We start from the raw sequence: 15,937 nt of genomic DNA on the forward strand, positions 1-15,937 counted from the left end.
CAGGAGCAGGCAGGATGGCAAAGCGCGGGCCATGGACGGTGACCTCGAAGGCCAAGGTCTTTGAAAACCCCTATATCGAATTGCACACCTATGACGGTATCCGCCCGGATGGCGCACCGGGTGTCTATGGCGTCATGTCGCCGAAAAACCATGCCATCCTGATCCTGCCGGTCTTTGCCGATGGCACCACCATGCTGGTCGGCCAGCATCGCTTTCCGCTGGACAATTACAGCTGGGAAATTCCCGAGGGTGGCAGCCCCAAATCCGTTCCGCCACTGGACGGTGCGAAGCGTGAGCTGAAAGAGGAAACCGGCCTGACCGCGCAGCACTGGCGCGAGATCCTGCAGGCGGAGACCTCCAATTCCGTCACCGACGAGCAGGCCTTCGGTTTTCTGGCCTGGGATCTGGAGGAGGGCGAACAGGAGCTGGAAGGCACCGAAGTCATCAAACGCAAGCGTCTGCCCTTCCTGGCAGCGCTCGGCATGGCGGTGTCCGGGGAGATTCGTGATCTGCCATCGGTGGCAATGATCCTGAAGGCGCACTACATGGCGGAAACAGGACAGCTCGACACCAAGATCGCGCAAGCCATGTTGCAGGGAGGCTGATATGCCGGCCGATACCGCCACACAGATGAAGTCCGGCATTGATGCCGTCTGGGCGCGCCTGCGTCTGGATGCCGCCCAGGCCGCCGCAGAAGAGCCCATCCTCGCCAGCTTCCTCAATGCCGCCATTCTGCGCCATGAGCGCTTCGAGCATGCGCTGGCCTACCGGCTTGCCTCCAAGCTGGCGGATGCCCAGCTCGATGCCATGCTGGCGCGCGACGTGGTCGAGGAAGCCATTGCCGCCGATCCCTCCATCGCGGAGAAGGCCGCCGCCGACATGGTGGCGATCGAGGAGCGCGACCCGGCCTGCCGTTCGCTGCTCCAGCCCTTCCTCTATTTCAAGGGCTATCTGGCGCTGCAGGGCTATCGCATCGCCCACTGGCTGTGGGGGGAGGGGCGCGAGACCTTTGCCTTCCACCTGCAGAGCCGGATTTCCGAACGATTCGGCCTCGACATTCACCCCGCCGCCATCATCGGACAGGGCATCATGATTGACCACGCCACCAGCGTTGTCATTGGCGAGACCGCGATCGTCGGCGATAATGTCTCCATGCTGCATTCGGTCACGCTGGGCGGCACCGGCAAGTCCGGGATAACGCGCCATCCGAGGATTGGAGACGGCGTGCTGATCGGCGCCGGCGCGAAAGTGCTGGGCAATATTACCGTCGGCGAGGAAGCCCGGATCGCGGCGGGGTCTGTGGTCCTGAAAGATGTGCCACCACATTGCACCGTGGCCGGCATCCCGGCGGTGCCGGTCGGTGGCCCGTGCAAGGAACCGGCGCGCACCATGGATCAGAGCTTCGAGGCGGACACATAGCCCGGTCTTGCGCTGTCAGGCGCGATGGGTATGGTCGCCCGCAGATTCACCAAGCTCAGGGATATAGAAACCGTGTCCAATTTCGTGACCGCTGAAGAAGCGGCAAAACTTGAAGCCTTCCTGAAGAAAAAACTGAATCCCGGCATGGTCGTCCAGCGCCGCCAGCGCGCCGATGAGTGCGCCGAGATCCATATCGGTGATGAATGCCTGGGGGTGGTGCAGAAGATCGTCGATGAGGGCGAGACCAGCTATGCGTTCGAGATCACCATTCTCGACATCGATCTGGAAGAAGTTTGAGTCCAGTCGCCACCGCGCATGACGTCCTTCGCGTTGAAGGGCTGACCAAGCATTATCCCGGCGGCATTCTGGCCGCAGATAATGTCGGCCTCACCGCTGCCGCTGGCGAGCTGATCGCCATTGTCGGCGAGTCCGGCTCCGGCAAGACCACCACGCTGAAAGCCATCAACCGGCTGATCGAACCGGGTGCCGGAAGCATCCTGTTTCAGGGCCGTGATGTGATGTCGCTTGAGGCCCATGATCTGCGGCGGGAAATCGGCTGGGTGATGCAGGGCGATGGCCTGTTTCCGCATCTCACCGCCGCTCAGAATATTGCCCTCACGCCCCGCCTGCTGAAATGGGAGCCCGCGCGCATTGCAGCGCGTGTCGACGAGTTGCTGGAACTGGTGCGGCTCGACCCGGCCGATTTCCGGGACCGCCTGCCGCATCTGATGTCCGGCGGACAAAGACAGCGCATCGCCATTGCCCGCGCGCTGGCGGCCGAACCGCCTTTGCTACTGCTGGATGAAGCTTTCAGCGCCCTCGACCCGGTCACACGCGCCGGGTTGCAGGAGGATTTCGTCGCACTGCAGGAGCGCCTGCAATTTGCCGCCGTCATGGTCACCCATGACATGGCCGAAGCCCTGCTGCTCGCCAACCGGATACTGGTGATGAAGGACGGGCGGGTCGTTCAGACCGGCACACCGTCCGATCTCGTCAACCGGCCGGCCAATGCGTATGTCACCGAGCTTCTGGCCGCACCGGCGAAACAGGCCCGCGCCGTTGCCGCGCTGGAGCAGGCGCCATGAGCGATCAACTCGCCGAAGCCTTCACCGTCCTGCCGGACTATCTGGGCGGCCATATGCGCCTGTCCATGGCGGCGATTGCCTGCGCCATCCTGATCAGCCTGCCGCTGGGGATTCTCGCGGCGCGCAAGAAATGGCTCGCCGGTCCCGCGCTCGGCATTGCCGGGACGCTGCAGACCATTCCCGGCCTGGCGCTTCTGGCGCTGATGGTGCCGGTGCTGGGCGGCACGATCGGCTTTGCTCCGGCTTTTGTCGCGCTGACGCTTTACGGCATTCTGCCCGTGCTCAGAAACACGATTGTCGGCCTTCAGGGCGTTGACCCGGTGGTGCGCGAAGCCGCGCGCGGCGTCGGCATGACCCAAAGCCAGAGCCTGATCGAGGTGGAATTGCCGCTGGCCCTGCCCACCATTGTCGCCGGCATCCGCACGGCAGTCGTCTGGGTGGTGGGCGCTGCGGTTCTGGCCACGCCGGTCGGGGCGGCCAGCCTCGGAAACTATATCTTCGCCGGGCTCCAGACCCGCAACTGGACGGCCGTGCTGTTTGGCTGCGTCGCCTCGGCCCTGCTCGCCATCCTGCTGGACCAGATCGTCCGCAGCTATGAAATCGCCGCCCGCCGCCGCAACCGCGTCATGGCGGCCCTGTCCACACTGGCGGGGATTATCCTCATCGGCGGGGCGCTGCTGCCGGGATGGCTGGACACCGCCGCGCGCAGCACTGTGGCGGGCGATCAGGCAGAGGCCATCGGGCTGGAAGGCCGCGTCGTGGTGGTCGGCTCCAAACCCTTCACCGAGCAATTCATTCTGGCGGCATTGTTCGAGCGCGTTCTGGAGGCCGAGGGCGCCATCGTCCGGCGCCGTGACGGGCTCGGCTCGACCGTGGCGTTCGATGCACTGGCCAGCAGCGGGATCGATGTCTATGCCGATTATTCCGGCACGCTCTGGGCCAATGTCCTGAACCGGGAGGACAATCCTGGCCGCCACCGCATCATCGCGGAAACCTCGGCCGCGCTGCTCAATGATTACGGTATATTGAGCCTCGGCTCGCTCGGCTTTGAAAACGCCTATGGCTTTGCCATGAGCCGGGAGGGCGCAGACCGATTGGGCGTGACCTCCATCGCCGGTCTGGCTGGCGAGAGGGTGACGATTGGCGCGGACAGTGAATTCTTCGTGCGGCCGGAATGGACCGGCACGCGCGAAGCATATGGCTTGCAGGACGCCACGCCGCGGCCGATGGATTCAACCTTCATGTATGGCGCGGTGCGTGATGGACATGTGGATGTCATTACCGCCTACACGACAGACGGGCGCATCGCCGCCTATGATCTGGTGATCCTGGACGATCCGCGCGGCATCCTGCCGCCCTATGACGCCATGATCCTGTTATCGCCCGGAGCCGCCGCAGATGACGCGGTTGCCGCCGCGCTCGCCCCGCTCGTCAATGCGATTACACCGGACATGATGCGCGAAGCCAATCGCCGCGTGGATCTGGACGGCCAGACGCCGGAACAGGCGGCGGACTGGTTGTGGGGCGAGATCGGGGGCTGATTGCAGTTCGAAAAAGCGATGTAATATACAGGCCTATGGCAAAAGCCTGCTCGATCACCTAAATTGGAACGTCCGAGGACGTAGATATGCAAGTTCGCATCAAAGACTACCCGCAGCTCAAGCAGCTTTGCTGGAACCGGCCTGCCAACACCATTCTGGACGGGGCGGATGCGCTTGCCATTTATGAACGCAATTGGCGTTTCATTGCGGCTGACGAGCTAACCGGCGTCGAACGGCAATTGCTCAACGCGCTTGTTGCTCGCTATGGCAACGGCGTGCTGAATGTATAAACGCGATCATCACAACGCCGTTGCTGCGGTTCTGCGCGCTTTGAACGCGGATATTCTGGAAGCGGCAGAATGTTATTTTGGCGGTGGAACCGCCATCACCCTCTTGCTTGGTGAATATCGCGAGAGTGTCGATATCGACTTCCTGTGCGCCTCGGGGCCGGGCTATCGGCGCTTGCGGGAAATGACGCACACAGGAACGCTGGATGCACTCCTGGACAAGTCCGCCGGGATTACCGAACTTCGGGACGTGCGCGCCGATCAATATGGTGTCCGGACATGGCTGGGTCTGGACGAAACCCGGATCAAATTCGAAATCATCCGCGAGGCCCGTATTGGTCTGGCCGGAGCAAGACATCCGGAATTGAAGGTTCCGGTACTGCAAAGAAGCGATCTGTACTGCGAAAAACTGCTGGCAAATGCAGACCGGCACGCCGACAAGTCCGTTCTCAGCCGTGACATCATTGACCTGGCAATGATGATTTCGCGTTGGGGACAGATTCCCGATATGGCTTGGGAAAAAGCCCGCGCAGCCTATGGCCGGTCAGTGGACGGTGCTTTCGAAAAAGCCGCTCGGACCATTCGGAATAAGGAATGGCTGCTGGAGTGTATGCGAGGCATGGCGATGGAGCAGAACCTCGCGGAAGAAATTCTCGAAGTGTTTGACGGCCCCAAGGCGCAAAACTGACCGTAGCGCCACGCGCCTGCCAGACGCCGGAACAGGCGGCGAACTGGTTGTGGGGCCTGCAACACCGCTAACGACAGAAATAACAAGCGTCTATGGGCTTGTTGCACGACGCCAAGTATCTGATGAGACTATTTGCTTAGCTCTTTCTATGGTTTTTTTATTGATGCTAATTCTTGCGTAGCGGACGTTGCGAAGAGCTAGTATCAACTCTGCAATATAATAAAATGCGTTTTCCAGAGCCATAAGTCGTGCGTCGAACCTATTGGCTGCACTGACTTCCAGATCATCAAAAAGTCGACAAAACCGACTAAGCCAAATTTGGCTTCCCGAATTTTGGTCGTTAAAAATTTCTTCGAATTCTCTGTAGCTAATTGCTTCAAAGTCCCGGCGTTCCCTGTCGGCCTTTTTCAAAAAGACGTCTCCGAGCGCATCTTGGTAATCGCGATAGAGCCAAGCTTCTCTTATCGACAATGCGTCAATAATGGCGTCAACTGGAAGCGATTCATTGCTAAACTTCACGCCGCTTGTGTTGTTAATCGTCTGCACGACTTCATTAGCCAGCTTACTCTTCAGTTTTTCGGACAAGTCAATAGCGAGCGTTGCTTGGGGGCCTGCTAAAAATGTTTGGAGGATTCGATCAATTTGGATTGTCAGCTGAGCTTCATCCAAATCTGCGGCTAATTCAGATTCATTCAAGCAAGAAATGACGGACTTGAATCGGAGCGCCTCCACATGTGCGCCGTCCGCGATGTTCTCCCGAAACCTTGATATCGCAATATCGACAATTTTCGCCTGCCTTGAGGAGGAAACTGATCGAGAAAACAGTTCTCGTTCATAGGCATTTAGCCACCCAAGCAGTCTACCAAAACGGTAGATTGTACTTAGATATTTGTATCGGTCGAAATCGGAAACTCTCAATTCTTCTGTGAGATAGTGTGAGCGGCTCGATTGGTCGAATATTTCATTTAATCGCCAAAATAGACTTACTGAGGCCACTGCTATTGGGCTCGCATAGATTCGGTAAATCTCTGCTGCTGTTTTTCTATCAGACCGCCAATTTTTGAAGCCTGATAAAATGATATCTTTTAGCACGAATAGCACCAAAGCTGTCAGCGCAGTAATAAATGCGGTCTGAATATCTACGTTGGAGAAATCCATTTTTTCGGTCTCGACGATATAAGGAACAACGCTAGAATCGATGATTGAACCCAGCGTTGTTCCAATCGCCCCTACAGCACGTCAAGCATCGACGCGACCAGCGGGTGGCGGACAATGTCTTCCGCTTTCAGACGCTGGATCGAGATGTCCGGCACCGCTTCGAGCTTGTCGGCAATGCCGGCCAGGCCGGAGAGTTCCGGTAAAAGGTCGGTCTGCGCCGGATCACCGGTGACCACCATGGTCGAGTGCCAGCCCAGCCGCGTGAGCAACATTTTCAGTTGGCCATAGGTACAGTTCTGCGCCTCGTCCACCACGACAAAGGCATTGTTCAGCGTCCGCCCGCGCATGTATCCGATGGGCGCAATCTCGATCAGCCCTTCCAGCATCAGCGCTTTCAGGCGCTTCGGGCTGAGCCGGTCGGCCAGCGCGTCATAGAGCGGCCGCAGATAGGGGGCGAGCTTTTCTTCCATGGCACCGGGCAGGAAGCCGATACTCTCGCCCGCTTCCACCGCCGGGCGGGACAGGACGATGCGCGCGACATCGCCTTTTTCCAGTTGCTCGACCGCCTTGGCGACGGCGAGATAGGTCTTGCCCGTGCCCGCCGGCCCGAGCGCCATGACGAGATTGTGCTCATCAATCGCCTTCATCAGTTTCGCCTGGCCTTCCGAGCGCGGTTTGACATTCTTGACATAGCGTTGATCGCGCATCGGTTCCTTCTCGTCCGGCGACCAGCTGGTCCCCGGAAACAGCGCGCGCACCTTGGTCTGTTCGTCCTGGTAATGGCCGGAATTGAACTCACCCGAGGATTGGCGGCGCTTTGCGGAACGTTTCGTCATGGACAGACTCTCCTGAGACTAGAAAGCCCCGCCACCGGATGGTGACGGGGTGGCCGGAAACAAAAAACCCTCACCGGAGGGCGAGGGCTGCAGGCGGACAGACAGATGTGCGCGGGAGGAGGGGGCGGAATCAGACCGGTGGCGGTGGTGGATCCGGTTTTCGGCCCGGTGGGTGCGTCGGTTTCGCACGATGGCCATTCGCCTCCTCTTCGAAGCGCCCGCGACTCGATGGAAGTATCGAATCGCAGGAGCAGTATCAGTCTAGTATGGTGAACAAAGATTAAGCGCCCCCGTTTTATAAACTTCACAGAGAACGTGTCCGGAGAGCCACATGCCGATCTACAGACTGGATGACCACACCCCGCAAATGCCCGCCAGCGGCAATTACTGGATCGGTCCCGGCGCGCATGTGATCGGCCGGGTCACGCTGAAGGAAAATGCCAGCATCTGGTATAATGCGGTGGTGCGCGGCGATGTCGACGACATCACTATCGGCGAGGACACCAACATCCAGGACAATTCGGTGCTGCACACCGACCATGGCTATCCCATGGTAATCGGCAAGGGCGTCACCGTCGGCCACCGCGTCATGCTGCATGGCTGCACGATCGGCGATTATTCGCTGATCGGCATTGGCGCGACCCTGCTGAACGGGGTGAAAATCGGCACCAATTGCATTATCGGCGCCCACACCCTGCTGCCCGAAGGCAAGGAGATTCCCGACAACTCCCTGGTCGTCGGATCCCCGGGCAAGGTGATCCGCACCCTCGACGCGGACATGTATGACATCCTGAAAGCATCCGCCGATCACTATGTCGAAAACTGGAAGCGTCACAAAGCGGGACTGACCGAAATTCCGGGCTGAATCGGGACGTGCTTCGGCGGGGGAGGACGCGGCCATCACCGGCGGCATGTGAACGGTGCGCTACAGGCATCGCGGAACGTAGACCCTCAGCGCGGGACCAGCATGCGAACAACATGTGAGGACCCGGGTCTGAACGGCTTTATCCACGCACAGATAAGGGGATTATGCGGACTCGTTGCCGCGCCACAATCCACGCACTTTTGCGTCGGCTTCGCTGGCGAAATTGAACCAGGCGGACCGGTCGCGGCTGGCATCGACCACGAACAGGCGGTCCTCGCGGTCCAGGAGGTGGGAAAGATCATTGCGCAAGGCAGACGCGGTGGTGCGGGCACGGACAAGCCACACGCCCGGCACAATGTCGACGGTTTCACCGTAGCGGCGCAGCACAGACGCAACAGCATCGCCAACGCCGGATCGGACTTCGGTAATGACCAGCAGATTGGCAGGGTCTTCGGTCTCGGCCGCGGCCTGGGAGACCTTGCGGTTGTCTTCGATCCAGCTGGCCAGGATTTCTACATCCGCCGCCGGCTTCCATGCGCCATCGCGCTCTACGCTCACCAGCGTGTAGTCGGCCACACGGCCTTCAGAGACATAGCCGCGCATTTGCGGAGAGGTGTAGGGGCCATAGACCCGTCCATCCACTTTCACAAACCACGTTCTCGCCTGTCCGGCATCCACACTCATATTACGCGCCAATCTGATACAATTGCCTATTCTGATGCTCACTCGGGGCAAGAATGAGGCCAGCCGGAATATCAGGCAGCGTGGGCGTTTTCACCTGAAGGTGGCATGAATGCGACCGCAAATCCGCCTTCCCAGATGCGGGCGACGGTACCGCGCATTTCTCCAACACGGATTTCCTCGCCTATCCGCGGCCGTTCCAGGCACGCGAAAGCGGCACCGGAAATCGAGACATCGACGACATCCGCGTCGATTTTGACGCCATCACTGAAATGCAGAATGGCGCGCCCCTTACCCTGTTTTCGTGGGGCGGCGCGGTCTTCCTCCAGCCCCAGGCGCTCCATGTTGAAGCGCCAGGTGATGGCGTCGGCCAGACGGTCGCGCTTGCGCATATGTGCTGTGAATTGCAGGGAAAACCAGTTCGAGCCCTTGCGCAGGACCTTGCCTTCCAGACGTCCCAGTCCATCGATCAGCAAGACAATCATATCCCCCGGCATGGGCGGGGATTTGGCCACCACCTTGGCCCCGCCGGGCGAGACGTCGACCAGGCGGCATTTCTGCTCGCCGGCATGCGGATCCAGAAATCGGCCATAGAGCTGCAGGGGCAGGCGCCGGTGGCGGCGCTTGTCTTCAGCGCCACGCGCCGCAACGCGGATCTTGCGTTTGTCCAGACGTGTGAAAGTGTCCGCCATGATCTCCTGCCTCTTGCGGGGCCCAGTCTGGCGGCAACCGGTTAAAACACCTTTGCCGGATTAATGATCATTTGCAGCATCGGGAAATTCCGGCGCGGGCGTGACCGGCAGTATCCACTGCTTCGCCACGGGGGGTAGAATACGCGTCAGCTCGTGCCGGATGATCGGGCGGTGGCGGAAGCGGGCGGGGCTTTGCAGCGGCTGGTAGAGACCCAGCACCCTGTCCACGCTTCCGGCCCTGGAGGCGAGCGGGGTAAACACCATCTCGATATCGATCCTGTCCCCGCCTATCGTTTCCGCCGTGGCGTATCCACGCCCCGGCGCCGCATTCGCCAGAACCGATTCTAGCAACAATTTCATATGCTCACGGTCATATCCACGCCAGAAGGACAGGAAATTCTGCTCACGTAATTCACGCTGGTGCAGATCGCACAGTCGCGTACCCGCCAGCCGGAAAACATGGTGAGAGGGGTCATGCCTTTGCAGCATGAAGAGGTTGCCGAGCAGGTCGCGTAAATCCGCGGCCGCGATATCGGCCCGCGCCGGAACGGCGTCGGTCCTCCGGCGGGAATCCCAATAGGATACGAGGGTTCTGGCATGGGCATGCATCATGTTCACGGTCACTTTTTCTTTCGGTGTGCCGGGATCGGCCATTTTGGCAACGCAATTTCAATCTCTGGGCCATACGCTTGCCGGGAGAGTGAAGGCTCGCCTGCCCGGGGAACCGCGCAAGGGGCCGATTTCGCTCATGAATTGAACGGGAGGAACGCCATGCGCGTCTCACCAGTAAAAATTCTTTTCGGTGCGGCTGCCTTCGCCCTGACGCTGGCAGCGCCCCCCGTCGCTCTTGGCGGCGGCGATGGATATGGCAGTGGTGGCGGGCATGGCGGCGGTGGTCATGGCGGCCATGGCGGAGGCGGCAGCTGCGGGGGCGGAAGCTATGGCGGTTGCGGCGGTGGCGGGCATCGTGTGCGCACGCCGGATATCCGCATCTACGGTCCGCGCATCAATGTCGGCGTCAACGTCAATACCAACGTCAATGTCTCGACCGTCGTCAACGCCAATGCAGACGCGAACGCCAATGCGGGTGCCAGCGGTAATGCCGGGGCGGGCGCTGGTGCAGGGGCCGGCGGGACCACGATTATTTCCCTTGGCGGTGGCGGAGCCGCAATCGGTGCGCCGCCTCCGGCCACGGCCATCAATGGCCTGAATGTCTCCGGGCTGACCGAAATCGAAATCGTTGAGGAAGAGCGCACGCGTATTCTCGAGGAATGGCGCGTGATCCGCGCTGTGTGCATGGATGACCGCGGCACACCGCACCCGGCGTCGCGGCCGGATCCCGCGGAGCGGGTGGAGGAGACGTTTTCCGGAGAATTGTTCCGCTGTATGTCGGGCACCTACATGCAGGTGACCATCGGCTGGCGCGTTGATGGAGCGGATGTTTTTGATGATGCATTCACTCTGGTTTGCAGCCAGGGCGAAGCCTTGCGCCATGAAACCGGCGGCCGTGTCTATTGCGCGACGCAGGAACCTCGCCGCAATTGCAATGAGCGCTCATTGCTCCGCCTTTATGGGCCGGGTGTGAAGCTGGTCTATGTACGCCGCGAGGAACGCTATACCGAAATGGTCGAGCATCGCCGCGAGATCGTGAACACTGCCAATATGACGCTCATGCTCGATGGTGGTGTCGGCGGATACCGGTAACAGCTCTGATGGACAGATTTGATTGAAAAGCCCCGGCCTGTTCGGGGCTTTTTATTCTTGGGGATCCTGTGTCACAAAGGTCGCGGAATTGCCGATCGCGGTCGCGGAGCCCGTCGTACCCCATCCCGAAATATACTGACTCTGGAAGGTGGCGTTCACACTGCCGGAGTTGGTCTGGTTGATTTGCCCCTGGGAAGTCGTATCGGGACAGGCCTGACAGCCCCAGCTGGTCGCGGCATTGCCATAGGCGGATGCAGACCCCAGGACTTCGCCTCCGAGGCCCCCATCGAAGCGGGTTGTGGCACGCACCCCGCCGGTATTGGTTTGATCCAGCCCCAGGAAGGTATCCGTGCCCAGATTGGTCAGGATTGCGGAATTACCGAGGCTCTCCGAGGAGGCCAGAATGCTGTCCACGTCGAAATTTCCGATATTGATATTGGCTTCTGCTTCGGTATCGCCGCTATTGTCCTGGGTTCCGCGAGCATCGCCATAGGCCCATTCGGTCGCGACATCGAGGCCATTGCCCTGCGCCTGTGCGGCAACGGTTGTGAAAACACCGCCACCCCCCGCATTGACCCGTGCAGATGCGCGCACTGTGCCGCGATTGGACTGCGCTGTATTAAGAATAACCGAGGACTCATCCCCCTGTGACCGGATCGCATTACCGGACGCCGTTGCGGCTGTGGTTGAAAACTCACCCAGACCGGCCGTGCGCGCTTCGACGATGGCACGGGATTCAACAGCGGCACCGGAATCCTGCTGGATGCTGCCTTGGATACCGCCGTATTCGCCAATCGTTTCGACGGAATTGGCGGCGGTTGTTGCGGCAGTAATATTGCCGACCGCATAGGAGTCGAGGCGCAGTGTCGCGGCGGAAAACACGTTGGAACCATCACTGGCCGATTGGGTGACCGCGACATCGCTATCGCCATCGACTTCCAGTATGGCGGAGTTGCCATAGGCACCGGATGCTGTGATCGCCGTACCGTCAATCGCTACAGCATTGGTTTCTGCTGTAGAGGTTACAAAGCCGCCAAATTGCTGGGAACTTGTGACATCATGACTGGTGAGTGTCTGCACATCGAGCGCATTGCCCATGCCAACAGCGTTCAGCGTGACATTCCCGGTGCGTCCGACAACCACCTGACCGTTGGCGCTGACTTCTGCGTCGAGATTCAGCTGACCGTTGAGGATCTCAGTCGTATCGTCCGCGTAGCCCGTTGCGCACAGCAGGGTCGCGGCGCTCGTGCCCGCGGTCAACGCTTTGGCGAATCTGGACATTGGATGCTCCTGTCTGGGAGGCGTAGGTCGTATGCGGGTTGATACCGCCTGAAACATTGGTGAGCCCCAGCGGATCATCGAAGGCGCAAACCTGCTGGGCTTCAATTCCATACAAGGTCGAGGAAAACTCCAGGACGGCGCGTTCGACCAATGACCGCACAGCCAGTTGCATGGGCTCGAGTGACCGGCCACCCGTGGAAATGTCGATGACGGCGTCACCCCAGAACGAGAACACTCCGGCGCTGACCTCGCGGCCGATAATTTGTTTCTGGTAGGAAATGACGTCCACGACCTCGAGGGTCTCGGCATTGTACATGCGCAAATCAATGGCGATATTCATAACGTACAAGCGGCCGTTGAATACGCCGGTTGGATCGGAATCAATGCGGTCTCCACCAAGGAAATCTATGCCTTGAGACCGGATGTTGAAATTGAGTTCGGTAACGCCGCCTACCACCGCATAATCGACGCCCGGAACGCTGCCAGCGTAAATTTGCCGGAACCCGTCCTCCTCTTCGGCATCTCCGATCAGCCTGTTGTTCGCGAACCGGAGATCATATTCGGCGATTGACGTGTCAAACCGCTCGACCAGATTCACACCAGCCTTTGCAAAGGCTGACATCGCCATCAGCGACGCGCCCTGAGTGATCGCCGGCCCGCCGCCTTCCGGATTGCCTGCAGCGGTATAATCCGAAATTCGCCCGACCGCGATCCGGGGCGAGGGGCGTCCGGCGGCTCTGGCTGAATTCGCCAGACAGACCAATGCTTCAGAATACGGGGTCGGATTTGTGGTGACCGGCGCATTGCCAATGGGATTGGCATAGCGGCCATCAAACCCGGAATTGGGCGTCACCGCACAGCCAGCCAGAAGCAGGGCGCCTGCTGTTATGGAGAGGAGCTGCCTAATTGCCATTCCCGTCATCCCCGCCGCCAGAATTTGCGGTGGCGTTCACGTCGCCATTGTTTGTCTGCGTCGAATTAACGATGACAGTGTTGTAGTTACCGTTAACGATAACATTCAGTTGATTGCCCACAGCCAGCGCGCTCGAATTCGTGCCGGACGCGGACATGCCTGTACTGCCAGTGCCTTGGCTGGACTGGGTAGGCGCGTTGCCGACCCCACCCACACCGGACATCTGCGCCTGGACACCTACGCCCGTTTGAAGCACGCCGTTCAAGACAACCCGGTTGCCGTTCGCGTCCCGCGTTCCGGCGCGATAGGGCTGGCTGTTCTGGGCACTATCTGTGCCCCAGGGGCGCTGGAAGTCCCCGGCGGTTTGCGCCAGGCCAGGGCTGCTCGCGGCTACAAATCCAGCGCTGACGGCAAAAAGCGAGAGGCGGCGCATGGCGTATCCTTTCCCGCGCAGCGACACGTTGGCTGCGCACTTGATAAAGCACTGGCAAGGGGCCAGTTTCCGGAAACACAGCGCCCAAGCCTGAAGACTCCCCGCAAAATTAGAGGCCACGGGCAAACAAGAGATTAAGGATAATGCGAAATGCACCCGGCGCGGTCACCGATCTTCAATGATATTCCGCTGGTGCCGCTGGTGATGGCAGGCAGTTTCGTTGCCGTATTCGCTTTGGGCGCTTTGCTGCCGCAGCTTCAATATCTCTTCCTGACGATCGGGGCCGTCATCCCTGCAGCCGGAGCTCAACACCCCAGCCCGCTCGGACCATGGTCGCCCTTCATTTTTCATGTCTTTCTGCATGGCGGCATGATGCATCTTGTCTTCAACACCTTTGCCATGCTGACTTTTGGTTCGGCGAGCATGCGGCCATTTGGCGGAGGCTTGCGCGGTGCGGCGGGCTTCCTCCTGTTTTTCTTTGTGTGTTCAATCGCTGGTGCCGCCCTGCAGGTCATGGTCGCCCCGGGTTCAATGATCCCGATGATTGGTGCGTCGACAGGTCTTTCCGGCTGTATTGCCGCAGCCGGTTGGGCAGATGGCGGATACAGGGGTATGCTGCGCTTTGCCTTGCCCTGGGGCGGATTCAACGTTTTGCTGGCGCTTTTGGGACCACTCTTTCCGCTGCCGATATCCTGGGCCGGACATCTGGGCGGACTGATTGCCGGCGCGGCACTCTTTCCCGTTTTCCTCGCTTTTTTCGGTCAACGCCGCAGAATCTAGAAAAGCGGCACTGTCCGGCGCTGGCCGTCAATTTCCAGGCCGCGAATAATGGCACGGCCATCAGGTCCAACGGACACGATCAGACGCATGCTGTCGATGTTTTCACGGCGGCGAAGCTCAAGTGCCTGAGCGGTCTCTTCATCGGCATAAAAGCGCTCAAGATTATAATCCGCGCGGATCATCGTTTCGGACCCGTGCTGCACCTTGCCGTGCAGGAAAACGCCAGCCTCCGGCCGCTCACGATGAATGGAGACGGCTTGCCATACGCCTTCCCCGTCTTCTTCAACCAGGGCGAAGATGTCATCGCCTGTCGCGAATGAATCATCGCCACCGAGTGAATCTGTCTCCAGCAAATGCAAGGGCGTTGAAACAATCACATAATAACCCGCGAGTAGATCCCGGGGATCGACGGGTTCGAGGTCGAGAATCACCTCTGTGCCGGAAGCGCGCCGGGCGGCATGGTCAAATACCATCCCGATCAGGAATGCGGTCATGGCTGCCGCGACAAGTATAAGACGAATCGTGCGGTTCATGGGGCAGCCTCCTCATCCGGGGACATCTGTTTCTGAAACCGGATCACTCCCATCGACAATCCGAAGAGCAAAAGCCCGCCAATCAGGAAGAAGAGCGACGTGTCGAGAAGGCCGCCGAACGTCTCGCCATATATATAGAGCGTTTCGGCAACAAAGAGCGCGATGCCGAGCCCGCCGGTAAAACGCCGGCCCTCACGCGAGCCGTACAGGATCAGGCTGATGGCAATCGCCAGGATCGCAACGCCCAGACCGATCCGCAGGATGAGCACCGCATCGCCGCCAAGCAGCGCGGCAAGCGGGGGCAGAAAAAGCGCAAATACAGCAGCCGGAAGGGCGGGGAGGGCGAGGGCGCGCGATGACGGGTCCATGATCGCACGCCAGAGTAATGCCAGGATAAAGATGAGCGTGAACGCTCCGGCGAGCCACCAATAGGCTGGATTCCCTGAGCCTGCGATCTCGACCCACCGGCTGCCCGCCTCGATTTCCGTATCCCGGCTCGACCAGTTTTCGTAACGATCAAGCGGAAATTGGACACAAAAGCCGGCCAGCAAGACAAGGCTGGTCCCCCAGTTTGTCAGTGTCCCCAACCCGAACCGGTCACGATCGCGCAAGGCAGCAAACGTCATGGCTGTAGCGGCGCTGGCCAGTATGAAAGCAGAGGCGGTTTGTAGTTCGCTTAACTGGTCATCGCGGGCAAAGTCCCACAGCAGGAAACCGATCCATATGTAAAGGCCGATAGCGAGCAGATTGATGGAGGCGAGGGAACGCAGGCGTGATGCAGCAACCACAGTTGCCAGCCAGAGCGGCAGATACGCCCAGAGAACGCCGGGGGCGTAAGGGTTGAAGCTCTCGGCCCACACCCACGCCGATCCCAGCATCGCTGTGAAAATCAGAACCGGGCGGGATGGAGTGAGGAGGGCGGTCAGCAATGCGCCTGCGGCCCAGATGCCAAGGACCGTATAACGCCACGAGCTCATATTGAATATCTGTGCGACCAACACGATGCTCACACCGAACAAGGCCGCCCCGAGAAGAGCAAGC

General features: G+C 59.8%; 20 protein-coding genes (1 of these 20 cut by a window edge). 10 read left to right on the top strand and 10 right to left on the bottom strand.

What is annotated here, in order from left to right:
• Positions 1-14 precede the first annotated feature (14 nt).
• The 7 genes from DBR16_RS04420 (at position 15) to DBR16_RS04450 (ending at position 5,020) form a co-directional block, all read left to right on the top strand.
• Entirely contained in the window at positions 15-605 is a 591-nt protein-coding gene (locus DBR16_RS04420) for an NUDIX domain-containing protein (protein WP_109260065.1), read from the top strand.
• A 1-nt stretch (position 606) separates the two neighbouring features.
• Positions 607-1,419: a serine O-acetyltransferase gene (gene cysE, locus DBR16_RS04425; protein ID WP_148666450.1), complete on the top strand. Its 813-nt coding sequence runs from the start codon at positions 607-609 to the stop codon at positions 1,417-1,419.
• 30 nt (positions 1,420-1,449) lie between these two features.
• Positions 1,450-1,716, top strand: a complete 267-nt coding sequence (locus DBR16_RS04430) for a DUF3126 family protein (protein WP_109260541.1) — start codon at positions 1,450-1,452, stop codon at positions 1,714-1,716.
• Complete coding sequence (locus DBR16_RS04435) at positions 1,713-2,504, top strand: ATP-binding cassette domain-containing protein (RefSeq protein ID WP_109260066.1); 792 nt, start codon at positions 1,713-1,715, stop codon at positions 2,502-2,504. The genes DBR16_RS04430 and DBR16_RS04435 overlap by 4 nt, the downstream gene beginning before the upstream one ends.
• Entirely contained in the window at positions 2,501-4,045 is a 1,545-nt protein-coding gene (locus tag DBR16_RS04440) for an ABC transporter permease/substrate-binding protein (protein WP_109260067.1), read from the top strand. Before DBR16_RS04435 ends, DBR16_RS04440 begins: the two co-directional genes overlap by 4 nt.
• An 86-nt stretch (positions 4,046-4,131) precedes the next feature.
• Positions 4,132-4,335 (top strand): hypothetical protein, encoded by a 204-nt coding sequence (locus DBR16_RS04445; protein ID WP_233347583.1) that lies wholly within the window; start codon positions 4,132-4,134, stop codon positions 4,333-4,335.
• Positions 4,328-5,020, top strand: coding sequence for a nucleotidyl transferase AbiEii/AbiGii toxin family protein (locus DBR16_RS04450; RefSeq protein ID WP_109260068.1), 693 nt, complete (start codon positions 4,328-4,330; stop codon positions 5,018-5,020). The genes DBR16_RS04445 and DBR16_RS04450 overlap by 8 nt, the downstream gene beginning before the upstream one ends.
• 90 nt (positions 5,021-5,110) lie before the next feature.
• Here DBR16_RS04450 and DBR16_RS13845 read toward each other — a convergent pair whose 3' ends face one another.
• A complete protein-coding gene (locus tag DBR16_RS13845) occupies positions 5,111-6,178 on the bottom strand; it encodes a hypothetical protein (protein WP_125184497.1) in 1,068 nt (355 codons plus the stop codon).
• Between the two features lie 71 nt (positions 6,179-6,249).
• Positions 6,250-7,014 carry a PhoH family protein gene (locus DBR16_RS04460; RefSeq protein ID WP_109260070.1) on the bottom strand — a complete coding sequence of 255 codons (765 nt, stop codon included), beginning with the start codon at positions 7,012-7,014 and terminating at the stop codon, positions 6,250-6,252.
• Between the two features lie 331 nt (positions 7,015-7,345).
• Here DBR16_RS04460 and DBR16_RS04465 point away from each other — a divergent pair, with 331 nt between their 5' ends.
• Complete coding sequence (locus DBR16_RS04465; protein WP_109260071.1) at positions 7,346-7,879, top strand: gamma carbonic anhydrase family protein; 534 nt, start codon at positions 7,346-7,348, stop codon at positions 7,877-7,879.
• A 162-nt stretch (positions 7,880-8,041) separates the two neighbouring features.
• On the opposite strand, the gene DBR16_RS04470 is transcribed toward DBR16_RS04465, so the two are convergent.
• From DBR16_RS04470 to DBR16_RS04480, 3 genes are all read right to left on the bottom strand, one after another.
• Positions 8,042-8,563, bottom strand: coding sequence for a DUF4339 domain-containing protein (locus DBR16_RS04470; protein ID WP_109260072.1), 522 nt, complete (start codon positions 8,561-8,563; stop codon positions 8,042-8,044).
• A 71-nt stretch (positions 8,564-8,634) separates the two neighbouring features.
• On the bottom strand, positions 8,635-9,252 hold the full coding sequence (locus tag DBR16_RS04475; protein ID WP_109260073.1) for a PilZ domain-containing protein: 618 nt from the start codon (positions 9,250-9,252) through the stop codon (positions 8,635-8,637).
• A gap of 60 nt (positions 9,253-9,312) precedes the next feature.
• Entirely contained in the window at positions 9,313-9,906 is a 594-nt protein-coding gene (locus DBR16_RS04480) for a PAS domain-containing protein (protein WP_109260074.1), read from the bottom strand.
• Between the two features lie 117 nt (positions 9,907-10,023).
• Here DBR16_RS04480 and DBR16_RS14045 point away from each other — a divergent pair, with 117 nt between their 5' ends.
• Positions 10,024-10,956 carry a hypothetical protein gene (locus DBR16_RS14045; RefSeq protein ID WP_199288374.1) on the top strand — a complete coding sequence of 311 codons (933 nt, stop codon included), beginning with the start codon at positions 10,024-10,026 and terminating at the stop codon, positions 10,954-10,956.
• Between the two features lie 51 nt (positions 10,957-11,007).
• Here the strand turns inward: DBR16_RS14045 and hfaD are convergent, their stop codons facing one another.
• The 3 genes from hfaD to hfaA are packed head-to-tail and all read right to left on the bottom strand — an operon-like array spanning position 11,008 to position 13,583.
• Positions 11,008-12,237 carry a holdfast anchor protein HfaD gene (gene hfaD, locus DBR16_RS04495; RefSeq protein ID WP_125184498.1) on the bottom strand — a complete coding sequence of 410 codons (1,230 nt, stop codon included), beginning with the start codon at positions 12,235-12,237 and terminating at the stop codon, positions 11,008-11,010.
• A complete protein-coding gene (gene hfaB / locus DBR16_RS04500) occupies positions 12,152-13,150 on the bottom strand; it encodes a holdfast anchoring protein HfaB (RefSeq protein ID WP_109260078.1) in 999 nt (332 codons plus the stop codon). The genes hfaD and hfaB overlap by 86 nt, the downstream gene beginning before the upstream one ends.
• Positions 13,140-13,583: a holdfast anchoring protein HfaA gene (gene hfaA / locus DBR16_RS04505; protein ID WP_109260079.1), complete on the bottom strand. Its 444-nt coding sequence runs from the start codon at positions 13,581-13,583 to the stop codon at positions 13,140-13,142. The genes hfaB and hfaA overlap by 11 nt, the downstream gene beginning before the upstream one ends.
• Positions 13,584-13,733: 150 nt before the next feature.
• Here hfaA and DBR16_RS04510 point away from each other — a divergent pair, with 150 nt between their 5' ends.
• A complete protein-coding gene (locus tag DBR16_RS04510; protein ID WP_109260080.1) occupies positions 13,734-14,363 on the top strand; it encodes a rhomboid family intramembrane serine protease in 630 nt (209 codons plus the stop codon).
• On the opposite strand, the gene DBR16_RS04515 is transcribed toward DBR16_RS04510, so the two are convergent.
• Positions 14,360-14,896: a GDYXXLXY domain-containing protein gene (locus DBR16_RS04515; protein ID WP_109260081.1), complete on the bottom strand. Its 537-nt coding sequence runs from the start codon at positions 14,894-14,896 to the stop codon at positions 14,360-14,362. The genes DBR16_RS04510 and DBR16_RS04515 overlap by 4 nt on opposite strands.
• On the bottom strand, positions 14,893-15,937 hold the 3' portion of the coding sequence (locus DBR16_RS04520) for a DUF2157 domain-containing protein (RefSeq protein ID WP_161539409.1). Its footprint extends 314 nt past the window's final position; 1,045 of the gene's 1,359 nt are visible here — the last part of the coding sequence; its start codon lies off the right edge, out of view — the gene reads right to left on this strand; the stop codon is at positions 14,893-14,895. The genes DBR16_RS04515 and DBR16_RS04520 overlap by 4 nt, the downstream gene beginning before the upstream one ends.

The sequence above is a fragment of the Hyphobacterium indicum genome (assembly GCF_003129605.1).
GTDB lineage: Bacteria > Pseudomonadota > Alphaproteobacteria > Caulobacterales > Maricaulaceae > Hyphobacterium > Hyphobacterium indicum.